This window comes from Lacrimispora sanguinis (assembly GCF_044987295.1).
GTDB lineage: Bacteria > Bacillota > Clostridia > Lachnospirales > Lachnospiraceae > Lacrimispora > Lacrimispora celerecrescens_B.
Genome location: NZ_CP173277.1, coordinates 2480880 through 2494700, shown reverse-complemented (window position 1 = coordinate 2494700; position 13821 = coordinate 2480880). Strand labels below are relative to the sequence as shown.

The 13821-nt window shown below is 43.1% G+C and carries 11 protein-coding genes; 7 read left to right on the top strand and 4 right to left on the bottom strand.

The genetic code is table 11. The features are described 5' to 3' along the window. The first annotated feature begins 3 nt into the window (after positions 1–3). The 3 genes from ACHZES_RS11635 (at position 4) to ACHZES_RS11625 (ending at position 5521) form a co-directional block, all read left to right on the top strand. Complete coding sequence (locus ACHZES_RS11635; RefSeq protein ID WP_038281399.1) at positions 4–3045, top strand: efflux RND transporter permease subunit; 3042 nt, start codon at positions 4–6, stop codon at positions 3043–3045. A 133-nt stretch (positions 3046–3178) separates the two neighbouring features. After that, entirely contained in the window at positions 3179–4330 is a 1152-nt protein-coding gene (locus ACHZES_RS11630) for a TolC family protein (RefSeq protein ID WP_038281398.1), read from the top strand. Between the two features lie 3 nt (positions 4331–4333). Further along, positions 4334–5521 (top strand): TolC family protein, encoded by a 1188-nt coding sequence (locus tag ACHZES_RS11625; RefSeq protein ID WP_395548937.1) that lies wholly within the window; start codon positions 4334–4336, stop codon positions 5519–5521. On the opposite strand, the gene spoIIR is transcribed toward ACHZES_RS11625, so the two are convergent. Then, positions 5490–6149, bottom strand: coding sequence for a stage II sporulation protein R (gene spoIIR, locus ACHZES_RS11620; RefSeq protein WP_154524725.1), 660 nt, complete (start codon positions 6147–6149; stop codon positions 5490–5492). The genes ACHZES_RS11625 and spoIIR overlap by 32 nt on opposite strands. Before the next feature lie 97 nt (positions 6150–6246). Between spoIIR and ACHZES_RS11615 the strand changes: the two genes are divergently transcribed. Genes ACHZES_RS11615 through ACHZES_RS11605 form a run of 3 tightly spaced genes read left to right on the top strand, consistent with a single transcriptional unit; the run spans position 6247 to position 8623 of the window. Further along, the gene (locus ACHZES_RS11615) at positions 6247–7311 is read left to right on the top strand and encodes a D-alanine--D-alanine ligase family protein (protein ID WP_395548935.1); all 1065 of its coding nucleotides are present in this window, start codon (positions 6247–6249) and stop codon (positions 7309–7311) included. Between the two features lie 34 nt (positions 7312–7345). Then, positions 7346–8164: a glutamate racemase gene (murI, locus tag ACHZES_RS11610; RefSeq protein ID WP_038281392.1), complete on the top strand. Its 819-nt coding sequence runs from the start codon at positions 7346–7348 to the stop codon at positions 8162–8164. A 12-nt stretch (positions 8165–8176) separates the two neighbouring features. Further along, entirely contained in the window at positions 8177–8623 is a 447-nt protein-coding gene (locus ACHZES_RS11605) for a DUF1934 domain-containing protein (protein ID WP_038281389.1), read from the top strand. A gap of 41 nt (positions 8624–8664) precedes the next feature. On the opposite strand, the gene ACHZES_RS11600 is transcribed toward ACHZES_RS11605, so the two are convergent. From ACHZES_RS11600 to ACHZES_RS11590, 3 genes are all read right to left on the bottom strand, one after another. Then, positions 8665–9885 carry an ATP/GTP-binding protein gene (locus ACHZES_RS11600; protein ID WP_154524721.1) on the bottom strand — a complete coding sequence of 407 codons (1221 nt, stop codon included), beginning with the start codon at positions 9883–9885 and terminating at the stop codon, positions 8665–8667. A gap of 73 nt (positions 9886–9958) precedes the next feature. Then, on the bottom strand, positions 9959–10804 hold the full coding sequence (locus ACHZES_RS11595) for a tyrosine-type recombinase/integrase (RefSeq protein ID WP_154524719.1): 846 nt from the start codon (positions 10802–10804) through the stop codon (positions 9959–9961). A gap of 6 nt (positions 10805–10810) precedes the next feature. Further along, entirely contained in the window at positions 10811–11674 is an 864-nt protein-coding gene (locus ACHZES_RS11590; RefSeq protein ID WP_038281385.1) for a tyrosine-type recombinase/integrase, read from the bottom strand. 229 nt (positions 11675–11903) lie between these two features. Between ACHZES_RS11590 and ACHZES_RS11585 the strand changes: the two genes are divergently transcribed. Beyond that, positions 11904–13628: a cell wall-binding protein gene (locus ACHZES_RS11585; protein ID WP_154524717.1), complete on the top strand. Its 1725-nt coding sequence runs from the start codon at positions 11904–11906 to the stop codon at positions 13626–13628. Positions 13629–13821: the final 193 nt, after the last annotated feature.

Here is a 13821-nt window from a genome sequence, read left to right as displayed (position 1 = left end):
AAAATGGGAATCACAAAAGGCGTTTTAAAGCGGCCCGTAACCACCGTCTTAGTAATATTGTGCTTGCTTGTATTTGGTTTGTCCTCTGTTTTGTCTGCCAAAATGGAGCTGACTCCGGAAATGAACTTTCCGATGCTGTTGATCAGCAGCGTTTATGCCGGTGCAAACCCGGAAGATGTAAACGACCTGGTCACCAGGCCGGTAGAAGATGCCGTTGGTACCCTGTCAGGCATTAAGAATGTTCAGTCCAGCTCTCAGGAGAATGTTTCCATCGTTCTGCTGGAGTACGAATATGGTACGGATATGAATAAGGCATATTCGGATCTGAAAAAGAAAATGGATAATGTTGAACTTCCAGACGACGTGGAAACACCAAGTGTTATGGAATTCAATATCAATGACATGCCTGTGGTGACCCTGGCTGTTAAAGACCCATCCCAGAATAATCTATATAACTATGTAAACGATAAAATCGTACCGGAATTTGAAAAGATTTCTTCCGTTGCAAGCATAGGCGTAAGCGGAGGCCAGAAGGGCTATGTGAGCGTTCGGCTGATCCCTGAAAAGATGAATCAGTATCATCTTACTATGAATTCCATCAGTCAGGCCATCAAAGCGGCTGATTTTACCTACCCGGCAGGAAGTACCGGTGTGGGAAAACGGGATTTATCTGTCAGTACCGGGGTAGAAGTAGGAAACATTGAAAGCCTTAAAAAGATCCCTGTAGTGGCTGGCGGTGGAAAGACCATTTATATGGAGGACATCGCCGTTATTTCGGAAACCTCTGAAAAACAGGAAGCCATCGGTCGTTATAATGGAGAAGATACCATCACCTTATCCATTAATAAACAGCAGAAGAACAGTGCGGTGGATGTCTCCAAGTCCGTAACAAAGACCATTGAAACTTTGAAAAAGGAATACCCAAACCTGGATATCGTAGTTGTTGACGATACCAGTGACCAGATTACATCAGCCCTTAACAGTGTTAAGGATACCATGATCATGGCGGTTATTATTTCCATGATTATTATTTTCCTTTTCTTTGGAGATATCAAGGCTTCTCTCATTGTAGGAAGTTCCATTCCAGTATCCATTCTGGTGTCGCTGATCTTAATGGCGGCCATGGGCTTCTCCCTGAACGTTATTACCATGAGCAGTATTGTCCTTGGCGTAGGTATGATGGTGGATAACTCAATCGTGGTTATGGAGAGCTGTTTCCGTTCCCAAAAGGGAACCGGGTTCCGGGAATACATGCAGGCAGCATTAGAAGGAACGGGAGTTGTGCTGCAGTCAATTCTTGGAGGAACCATTACCACCTGTGTCGTATTTATCCCTCTGGCGCTTTTGGAAGGCCTTACAGGCCAGCTCTTTAAGCCGCTGGGTTACACGATTGTATTCTGTATGCTGGCGTCTCTGCTTTCAGCAATTACAATTGTTCCTCTGTGCTACAGCCGGTTCCGTCCTGTTGAGAAGTTAAATTCCCCAATGGGTGGAATTGTAAAAGCGATGCAGAATGGCTACCGAAGGATCGTAGATCGGTTGCTTAACAGGCGTGCAATGGTTATGATCGTGTCGGTTCTGCTTTTGATTGCGTCCTTTGCCCTGGCTACAAAGCTTGGTTTTGAGCTGATGCCCGAGGTAGACCAGGGAACGATCACCGTTTCCGCAGAAATGAAACCTGGTCTTAAGCTGGAAGAGGCAGATAAAATCTTAAGCAAACTGGAAGATATTGTTACCAGTGAGGAGGATTTAAAGTCCTACATGGTAAACTATGGAGGGAGCGGCTTAAGCTTCAGCGGAGGTAAGAAGGGAACTTTAACCGCTTACTTAAAAGATGACCGCAAGCTGTCCACCAATGAGGTTGTAAACAAGTGGAAAAAGGAAATGAACCAACTTTCTGACTGCAATGTTACAGTAGAGTCCACATCATCCATGAGTCAAATGAGCAGCAAAAATGATTTTGAGGTAATTCTTCAAAGCTCCCAGCTGGATAAACTGAAAGACGTTTCAAACCAGATGGTAGCAGAGCTGATCCAAAGTCCACAGCTCATCAAGGTCCATTCGGACTTAGAAAATGCGGCGCCTGTATTAAAAGTCCGGGTTGACCCTATAAAGGCGGCGGCAGAAGGCGTTGTTCCGGCTAGTGTGGGCGGATTATTAAACAGTATGCTGAGCGGTTCTAAGGCATCTACCATGGAAGTGGCAGGCCAGGAAGTTGATGTTAAAGTGGAATATCCTAATGATTCCTATGATACTCTTGATAAGGTAGAGGGTATTATGGTTCCGAACAACTATGGTGGCTCTGTGGCGCTTACAGATATTGCTGATATCGGTTATGAAGACAGTCCTTCCTCAATCAGCAGGAAGAACAAACAATACGTGGTTACCATTACAGGATCCTTTACCGATGTAGTTAAAACGAAAAAGGATAAAGTGGCAGCAAATAAGGATATTGATGAAACGATTGTAAATAAATATTTGAATGATATTGTTACAAGGGCAAAGAACAGTGAAGATGAATCCATGCAGGAAGAGTTTACCAGCCTGTTTAAAGCAATCGCTACGGCTATATTCTTAATCTTCATCGTTATGGCTGCCCAGTTTGAATCTCCAAAATTCTCCTTAATGGTCATGACGACCATTCCCTTCAGCTTAATTGGGTCCTTTGGATTCCTGGCGGCTGCGGGAGTTGCTATCAGTATGCCATCCCTCCTTGGATTTTTGATGCTCATTGGTACGGTGGTAAACTCAGGAATCCTTTATGTGGATACGGTGAACCAGTACCGTTCAACCATGGATAAGCGCACCGCTCTGATTGAAGCAGGAGCTACCAGACTCCGTCCCATCCTCATGACAACACTTACTACAGTGGTGTCCATGGTGCCTATGGCTATGGCCGTCGGAAAGAACGGAGAAACCATGCAGGGGCTTGCATTAGTAAACGTGGGCGGTCTGACGGCTTCTACCATTTTGTCGCTGCTCATGCTTCCAATATATTATTCCCTTATGAGCGGGAAAACGGATGAGAATTTATTGCCGGATTAAGAGGCGGCAGGGAACCGGACTCTCGTAATTTCCGGTTATTATTTGGAAGAAAGTGGATTGATTGTTTTAAGTAGGATATGATAAAATAATGACAGAAAAACAGCATAAAAATCCCAGTTAAGGAGGATTCAGGATGAGAAAATGGAAACAGATCAGTGCTTTCTGCCTTGCGGCAGCGCTTACTGTCTCCGGACCGGCGGCCACAGTTTGGGCCGGAAGCCCGGAATTTGCAAGAACCCCGGAGGAGTGGTCAAGGCTCCGGGATAATGTGATGGATTATAATGAACTGGCGGGCCTGATCCATGAATATAATGTGACGGTTCAGAAAAACCAGCTGGATATTAATGATAAGAAAAAGGATGACCGGATTACCAGAGACCAATATGCACAGTATTACCGGGACGCGGCAAATGATTACAGAGACATGATTACCGGAGATGATCCAGTGTCTGATGCTAACGGTGCGGCTAATGCCAACCGGTCGGAAGCCTTGGCAGATAACAATGTTGAGGATCTGAAAGTATATCAGCTTACCTATGACCAGGAGGAAGCCAATCTGGTAGTAACGGCCCAATCTTCTATGGTCGCCTATTTTCAGCAGAAATATGAATTGGAAAGCGCAAAGAGCAGCCTGGAGTTTTTAGAGGCGGCGTACCAGTCTGCGCTGGTAAGGCAAAACGCAGGAATGGCAACCCAGGCCGATGTGCTGGGTGCTTTAGAGAGTGTTCAGAGCACTCAGGCTTCCATTGATAAGCTGACTTCTTCCGTAGAAGAGACCAGACAGAAGCTCTGCGTAATGCTGGGCTGGAAATATAACGACACACCGGATATTCTTGAAATTCCGGCAGTGAACATGGAACGCATTGCTGCCATGAATCCGGACACAGATAAGGAGTCTGCCCTGAGCAGCAACTATACCTTAAAAATCAATATGAGGAAGCTTGAAAATGCCGTAGGAGATGTTACAAAGCAGACCTTGAACCGGACCATTGCAAACAATGAGCAGAATATCGGTTCTGATTTAACAAAACGTTACCGGGCGGTTCTTCAGGCAAAGGCAGCATATGACCAGGCTGGTGCGGAACTAGCTCTGGAAAGCAAAAATATGGATACAGCCCAGAGAAAATATGACTTAGGGGCCTTAAGCAAACTGGATTATTTAAAGCAGAAGAATGCATTTGACACGAAGAATCTTGCCATTAAGACATCAGAGCTTGCCCTATTCCAGGCGGTTCAGAATTATGATGATGCAGTAAACGGACTGGCTTCGGCAGGAGGTTTATAAGATATGAGAAAGAAAGGCTACTTATCTGCCTGTATGGCAGTGTCGCTTGCCCTTACCGCTGCCCTTCCGGTTTATGGGGCAGCAGGACCCGGCAGCACGAGTATAACAATTCCTGACGGGATGGGAGAAGAAACCTGGAACAGACTTAACGATCAGACCATTGAATTTGAAGAACTTTCCGATCTGGTAAGGTATTTTAACCCTGATGTAAAGAACATTGCCGATTCGGCTGGAAATGAGTTAAGTAACCAGCAGTACGTCTATGACGAAATGAGAATGTCTATCCGGGATCTCAATGATAATGCCCAGGCGATGAAAGATTCAGGAACCAAGGAAGGGGAGGAGGCATACATGGCCTTAAAGGGCACGGTAAAGGTGCTGGATGGTCAGGCGCAGATGCTTGATAAAGTAATCAAACGCATTAACTCAGGGGTTAATAAAAACGTTGACCGCTATTCGAAAACCTTTTCTTCTGCCGCAGACCAGATCATGATAGGCTATAGCAGCGCTATGGCCAATCGTGACGTGGTTCAGAAGGCACTGGATTTAAGCGTGGCAGGTTATGAGGCCCAGTCCTTAAGCCAGAAACAGGGCTTGGCAACAGAAGCAGATGTTTTGGCAGCCAATAAAGGGGTTTTGGCAGCCCAGGCAGCTCTTGCCCAGCTTGACAATACCATTGACGGGCTGAAGCGTTCTTTATGCCTGATGACCGGATATTCAGCGGATGGGGCAGTTTTGATTGGAAATATCCCTCAGCTTGATCTTTCCACCATTACTGCACTGGACTTAGAAGAGGATACAGCAAAGGCGATCGGAAATAATTACGACTTAATCGATAGCCGTCGTGGTGCGTCCAACAAGACCACGACCGGCATAAAGAACAAGGAAGCCAGTATCTCAGAGGGAGAGCAGAACCTTACGGTTACTATGCAGTCCTTTTACCAGGAGATTCTTCAGGCAAAGGCTGCCTATGACGCCTCCTCCACCGCTTATGAAAAGGCGGTGTTGGAAAAGGAAAAGGCAGACCGATCCTATCAACTGGGCATGTTAAGCAAGATAAGCTATTTACAGGCTCAGATGGCATTTTCACAGGCAGAGGGAGAGAAACAATCCGCTTATAATACCCTGTATCAGGCCTATAATACCTATCAGTGGGCGGTTAACGGGATTGTAACGGCTTCTGGTCAGTAGGCTCCGCTTTTTTGGAAAGGAGCTCAACTAGCTTGAATCGGATATGGATCTTCGGAACTTCCCGGCTGATTAATTTATAATCAGATTCATCCATGGAACTTTTTAATATTGCTTTGGAAGCATCCGGAACAACCGCATAAGAAGAATCTGTGAAACATAACGGAGGATAAAGGACGCACCACCAGTTGCGTCCTTTTCCTTCGCCTATTTTTACCCGGACGGCCTCATAATTGCCGCAGGGAAATACCATATCTCCATAGGTTTTGGTGGGAAAGTAACAATTGGTCAGTTCCATATGTGCGGGATAATTGTATCCCAGTTTTTTCATGTAGTGTTCCGCTTTTTTCTCCAGGCTGTCCTTGTGGGCAAGTACATAGCCTTTTGTTTCCTCAAGGGATGCATTTTCTCCAAGGTTTTCATATATTGAATTGAGCAGCATGGTGCGAACTTTTAATTTCAGGGATTGGTCTTCTGAGCTATCGCTGTTTGCTAATACGTGAAAGCGCAGGATTTCAGGGGCGATCCGTGCGGCCAGTGCTTCATCCTTTTGCCTTCCGTCTGATAAGGTGAGCAAAAATGCAATCAGAAGACAGGTAATACATAAAAATAAATCATGTCTCTGCTTCATAGGGGTTCCTCCTTTTTTCTTGAATCTATTTGTAATTGTAACCATATGTGCTATAATATAAACACTGTAAATTTGAGAAATTAGTAAGGAGAGCAAAATGGATAGAAAAACTGCGGTTGTACTATTCGGCGGCCAGTCATCAGAGCATATTGTATCCTGTATGTCGGTGGTCAATGTTATTAACCATATCAATAGAGAGAAATACGATGTAGTTTTAATTGGAATCACTGAAGAAGGCCGTTGGATCAAAACGGATTCTGTAGAAGATATAAAAAACGGAACATGGAAAGATGGTACGGTTTCTGCAGTGATCTCTCCTGATGCAACTATGAACGGTGTTATTTTGATGGACGGGGATAAGACGGAGATTGTCAGAGCTGATGTGATATTTCCTGTGCTTCATGGATTGTTCGGAGAGGATGGGACCGTGCAAGGGCTTTTGGAGCTGGCGGGGATTCCATATGTGGGCTGCGGAGTGTTAGCCTCTGCCATTTCCATGGATAAATTATATACAAAGATCGTTGCAGATGATCTGGGGATCACTCAGGCGGCTTATGTGCCGGTGATGCGCCATGACTTAAAAGATATAGAGGCGGTTGTAGGCAGGGTAGAAGAGAAGTTCTCTTATCCAGTGTTTGTAAAACCCTCCAATGCAGGTTCTTCCAAAGGGGTGAGCCGGGCATGTGACCGGCAAGAACTTAAGGAGGCTTTGATTGAGGCAGCAAACCATGACCGCAAGATTCTGGTAGAAGAGATGATAGTCGGACGGGAAATTGAATGTGCCGTATTTGGAGGCGGAAACGCACCTGTGGAAGCTTCCGGAGTTGGGGAAATTCTTGCGGCAGCGGAGTTCTATGATTTTGATGCAAAGTATAACAACTCTGATTCCAGAACGGTTGTGGACCCGGTTCTGCCAGAGGGAGCCACACAGCGGGTAAGAGAAGCTGCAAGGGCTATTTTCCAGGCAGTTGACGGCTATGGCCTGGCAAGAGTTGACTTTTTTGTGAAAAAGGATGGCAGTGTGGTATTCAATGAGATCAATACCATGCCCGGATTTACAGCAATCAGCATGTATCCCATGCTTTGGGAAGCAGCTGGAATGAATAAGGATCAATTGGTTGACCGGCTTCTTGAGCATGCAATGGATCGTTTTAGAGTATAGGAGAAACGCCCTATGGGCGGAAAGAGGAAAATAAATGGCAGACAGAAATTCACCTATAGGAGTATTTGATTCAGGTGTAGGCGGGCTGACAGTTGCACGGGAGATCATGCGGCAGATGCCGGATGAAAAAATTGTATATTTTGGAGATACGGCTAGAGTGCCTTATGGAAGTAAATCCTGCAGTACGGTGATTCGTTTTACCAGACAGATCATCCGCTTTCTCATGACCCAGGATGTGAAGGCAATTGTGATTGCCTGCAATACCGCCACCGCCTGCGCCCTTGAGGCTGTAGAAAAGGAAGTGAACATTCCCATTATAGGTGTGATCCATGCGGGAGCAAGAACCGCCGTAGAGTCCACGAAGAACGGGAAGATCGGCATTATTGGAACGGAAGGGACTATACGAAGCGGGGTATACACCAAAGTGATGAAGGAAATGAGAGATGACATTGAAGTCACCGGAAAACCGTGCCCTCTTTTGGTTCCCCTGGTGGAAGAAGGGCTTTTGCACGATTCCGTAACCGATGAAATCGCTTCCAGATATTTAAGTGAATTAAAGGGAAAATATATAGACACACTGGTTCTTGGCTGTACCCATTATCCCCTTTTGCGTTCTACCGTAGGAAGGCTCATGGGACCGGAGGTGACATTGGTAAACCCCGCATATGAAACTGCCCTGGAGTTAAAACAGGTCTTAGATGAAAATGACCTTTTATGCAGACCGGAAAGCAGTAATCCGGAAAAATACCGTTTCTATGTCAGTGACTTGGCAGAGAAGTTCACCAGTTTTGCCGCTTCCATCCTTCCGGGACAGGTAAAAGAGACAAAACAAATCAATATTGAGGAGTACTAAAGGAGTTTTATTATGACGAGAGACGTTCTCATCAGCATCAGCGGGATGCAGATTGCAGAAGACGACAGCAATTCAGTTGAGATGATAACAACCGGCGATTATTTTATGAAAAATGGCAAGCACTACATTCTGTATGACGAGATCCAGGAAGATACAGGTGGAGTGACCAAGAACACCATTAAAATCCATGGGTCCGGGCTGGATATCATCAAGCGAGGCAGTTCCAGTGTTCATATGACATTTGAAAAGGATAAAAAGAATATGTCCTGCTATGCAACACCCTTTGGGGAACTAATGATCGGGGTCAGCACAAAGGATATCCAGATTAATGAGGAAGAGGACAGCCTAAAGGTACGTGTAGCCTATTCCCTGGATATCAATTACCAGCATGTTTCGGAATGTAATATTGTGCTTGATATTCACTCCAAAGCCACAGCGGATTTCCGTCTCCTGAATTAAAAAAAAGACATATGCCATTGGCAGTATGCCTTTCAGTTATGTTAGAGAATGGATTCTTTAAGAAGCGGGATCGCTCCATATTTACCTAAAAGGTAGTCCTTGGAAAAGCTGGCGTCAGACCGGACCTTTATATCTGCTAAGGTATAGAGCCTGGATTCGTGGTATTCATTCATATCCACAAAAGCTACTTCATCACGGCGGAATTGCTGGTTATTTAATATAGAGATATCGTAGGTCGTGAAAAGAATCTGTATGTTTAAATTTTTGTCCTTTTGAAAAGTATCAATAAAAAACTTTGTAACAGACGGATGGAACTCGTTTGATATATTATCAACAATCAGTACACCGCCCCCTTGGGACAGATGATAAACCTGAATGAATAATTGAAGGTATTTCATAGTGCCCATGGAAACCTTTGTGTAATCCATATATTGAATTTGATACTCACCGGTGTCACGGGATTTCACGCGGTATCCAAGCTTAGGGATGCCCTTTTCGATAATAAGTTCTTCTGCCGGGATTCCCAGCTTTCTTAGCTGCCCCAAGGCATAATTAAGGGCCTCCGGATTTTCAAGGGCTTTGTATGCCCGCCCATCCATAACCAGATGGCCCGCAAGCTGGAACGGTTCAAGAAAGTCGCAGTAATAAGCGATTTTCTTCGAGAAAAAGGATTCAAAAGGCTCCATGATTGCCGTAATTTCGGGAATATCCAGGCACGTTAAAATAGAACTGAATAACCGGTCTTCGTGGGGACGGATTCCTGTCTTCTGACGTAAAACTTTTTCATACTGGCGCCCAATGGTAATTTCATCCCCATTCCGTGTGAATACCACATGGTTATCCACGGCCATGTTTTCCGTGATAACCTTCTTATTTAAGACAGAGAAGCCGTATTCATAGACACGCTGTCCGCTGATAAAGGTAAGTTCCATTTCCGTGGGCTGGGAGTTGATATTCTCATCCCGGAATGGAAGGATCTTGTCCAAAGAACTGATCTGTAATAGCGACATAAAATGCTTTCTTGGAATGTCCTCCATTGAAAACAGCTGCCAGAAAATAAAAGAGTGAAAGCTGGTAAAAGCGAGAAAAAGATTGGTTTTACCGCTGGAATTTGCTCCATATATGGCCAGAGTTTTAAGCAGTTTTTTGTTGCCGGCCATTACCAGATGATTTGGATGTTCCTTATAATTAACTGCTTTCATATCAATAAAAGTTTCATCCAGAAAGGAACGGAAGTTTTTAAAACGAAAAGAAATTATCATGGTATATTATCCTCCTTTTCGAAATTATACTGTATTTTTGTATAAAAATAAACAAGAATACAAAAAAAGTTGTTTACCATGTGATAATTTCGTCCAGGATCTGCTGCTGCTCCTGACTGGAACGGGTGAGATAAATTCTTGTAGTCTCAATACTTTCATGTCCCATTAAATCCGCTAAAAGAGAAATGTCGTTAAAACAGGCCAAAAAGTTTTTGGCAAAACGGTGACGGAAGGAGTGAGGATAAACCGTGTCAGGATCTATTCCATAGCGTCTGGCCAGATGTTTCAGCTGAAAATTGATTCCCCGTGGGGTGATTAAATGTCCATCTTTATTTAAAAAGAGGAAACCGCTTCGTTTGCCCTGACTGCGGCACCATTCTAACGCCTCTTCACATAGAGAATCCGGGAAATAAATACGGCGCACCTTTCCGCCCTTGGAATAAAGATCCAGATACCCCAGGTTTAAATGTTCGACCTTGATTTGGATCAATTCACTGACCCTGGCGCCTGTTGTTGCCAGAAAGCGGACGATAAAATACCAGAAATAATTTTTTTCTTCTTTTAATTTTTCTTTAAAAAGCTCATAGTCCTCATTTGAAATCACGGTATCCAGAAAAGTTTTCTGCTGGACCTTTACTGCAGGCAGATGGTAAGAGGCGACTAAAATATATTCCTCTCCACTGGTCTCCGCTAAAAAGCGGGAAAAGTGATTCATGGCCTGGATCCGCTGGTTGACGGTTGCCGGCCGGTAACGGGTAATCAGATAGCTTTTATAACGCTGAAGACTCTCCGGCGATATTTCTTTATACATGCTGTAAAAAAGCCGTACGCTGCCCGCATAGGCCGTAATGGTATTACTAGATAAATTTTTTTTCTTCAAAAATTTCTTAAAATCATTCAGTAATTCTTCATTTAACATAATTTCCTACCAATTCACAATTTGATTGACAATTTGTTTTTGTTCCGTGCTGCTCCGATGAAGATAGATTCTGGTCGTTTCGATACTTTCATGGCCTAATATATCCGAAAGCATGGAAATGTCCCCGCAGCTTTCAATAAAGTTCTTTGCAAAGCGATGACGGAAAGAGTGGGGATAAACCACCTTAGGATCCAAGTCATAGAGGACGGTGAATTTTTTCAGCTGGCCCCGGATTCCCGCAGGGGTGATCGGATCCCCATACCGGTTTAAGAATATGTATCCGCTGACCCGGTCAATCTGACGCAGCCATTTTAAGGCGTCTTCCCGGAGACTTTTTGGTATGTAGATTCTTCTTATTTTATTATCCTTAGAGTAGATATCCATATATCCGCGTTTTACGTGTTCAACCTTTATCTGGACCAGCTCGCTGACCCGGACGCCTGTGGCTGCCATAAAACGTATGATAAAATAATACAGCATGTTTCCGGAACGGATCAGACATTTTTTTAAGTATTCGTAATCGGCCTGGCTGATCACGTTTTCCAAAAAAGTTTTCTGCTGTACCCGTATCATCAGCATTTTAGACGAGGACAGCTGTAACGACTCTGTGTAACAGTTAAGAGCTCTGATTCTCAAGTTAACGGTCTGGGGCTTGTAATGTTCCATAAGGTAACATTTATAAAGCATGAGATTATCATGGCTGATCACATGATATAACCCAAGAAATTGTTTTACTGCAAATAAATATACGTGAATGGTATTGGAGGACATGTTGTTGAACTCCAGATAGTCTCGGAAGTCATCAAGGCTTTGCTCGACTGGGCTTTTGTTTTCTGCTTCTAAATCAGTTACGGTGTTTTCTTTTACCATATCGTTACTCTCCTTGTAGTTTGATGAAAAAATGGTTTGACATAAGTATATAGGTAATCCAAAGAATAATCAAGAAAAATTCGAAAAAATTGCAATAAATAACGAATAATCACGTGTAAATACCCTGTTGCTTACGATAATTTCCAATATTAGAAGTATAATAACCTCGTAATGCAATTAGGAATTTCGAAGAGTATTTCAAAAAGAAAAAAAGGAGAGTGCATTAATTATGAGAAAGCAGACAAAATTAGTTGCTGTATTATCCACAGCAGCACTGCTGGCATTAGGTGCTTCCATGTCCTCTTTCGCAGCGACTGGCTGGCAGGAAGAAAATGGTACATGGGTGTACTACAATAAGAGCGGCGACTTAGAGACAGAGAAGTGGGAAAAATCAGGAGACAACTGGTTCTACTTAAATGAAGATGGTGAGATGGCTACCGATGTTGTTGTTGAATATAGCGACAACTACTACTATGTAGATGAGAACGGTGCTATGGTAATCAATAAGTGGGTTTCCGTTGAGAACGAAGATTATGATGGAGATGACGAAGATGAGCCGGTTAATCACTGGTACTACTTCGGGTCCAATGGTAAAGCTTTTAAGAGTTCTTCTAACAGCAATAGCGCTTCCTTCAAGAACGTTAACGGAAAGAAATATATCTTTGATGACGAAGGCAAAATGTTGTATGGCTGGATTGGTGAAGACGGAGATAGAAAAACCGGTGATGACGCTTGGAAAGAAGGCGACGGCCTTTATTACTGTGGTGATGAGAATGATGGCGCACAGACAATCGGTTGGGTTTATCTTGACATTGTAGATAATGAATATGATCAGGATGATGCTTGGCATTCCAGCTCCAAGGTATTTGATGATGAGAATCAGACACGTTGGTTCTATTTCAAAGATAATGGTAAGAAAATGGTCAAAGAAACTGGCAAAACTATTAATGGTAAAAAATATAGTTTCGATGAGCATGGCCGTATGAATGCTGAGTGGGTAATCTATGATGCTACCCCAACAACATCTACAGTTGCTACTGGTAGTATTACGAAACCACAGGGTACTTCTGATTATACCACAAATTGGAGATACTATGGATCACCGGAAGATGGTGCCAGAGTAACGAAGGGTTGGTTTAAGGTAGTTCCTGATATTAATCTTCATGAAGGTGACTATGATGACGATGAAGATTCTTGGTACTATTCTGATAAAGATGGTAAATTGGTCGCTTCTGAAATCAAGACTATTAATGGTAAGAAGTATGCATTTGATGATTATGGCAGAATGAAAGATGGCCTGAAGTTTATCAAATTTGAGGATGATAGCACAACTAAGATTGATACTATCTTATCTGATGATGATCGTAATGATGCTAAGTTTGATACAGAAGATAATTTCAAAGATAGCGCTAATACCCTGTTGGGTGAGAAATATTACTGCTATTACTTTGGCAGCGGTTCTGATGGCGCGATGAAGACAAATAAGCAGACTGTTGAAATTGATGGTGATAACTTCAACTTCTTATTCAATAAGTCCGGTAGCTATAAGGGTGCTGGTAAAACTGGTGTTGATGACAGCAAATATTATTTAGCTGGTATGCTTTTAAAGGCAGACAAAGATGATAAGTATTCTGTTATTAAAATTGAAACCGTAAAAGATGCTAAAAAGGGTACTGATGGTGTCGAATATTCAATATTAACTACAGATGACTTTATTAAAGAAGCTAAGGATAAGGGATATGCTACACCTAATGTGGAAAAGTTAAAGGGTGGCAAGTATACTGAATACTATGATATTGACTATAAAAAGGCAGCTGAAAAGGATAATACCGTTTATAAATTAGTCAACACTTCTGGTTCTGTACAGAAGAGTAAGACTAAAGCTAAAGATGGTAACGATCGTTGCTACGTACAGAGCAGTGAGAATATCATAGGAGTTTTTGTTGAGGATTAATTATAATCCAAAATGAGTTTTGTCTAATTTATAGGACGCATTGCATGCCTGACTATTTGATAGTCGGGCTGCAATGCGTCCTTTCTAGTATTTTATGACAAGCCAATATTGGAGTAGTGATGAGAATAACTGGTACTATTATGATGAAAATAGTAAATTAGTTGCAAAAAATGCCGCTTCCTAATGATATTAC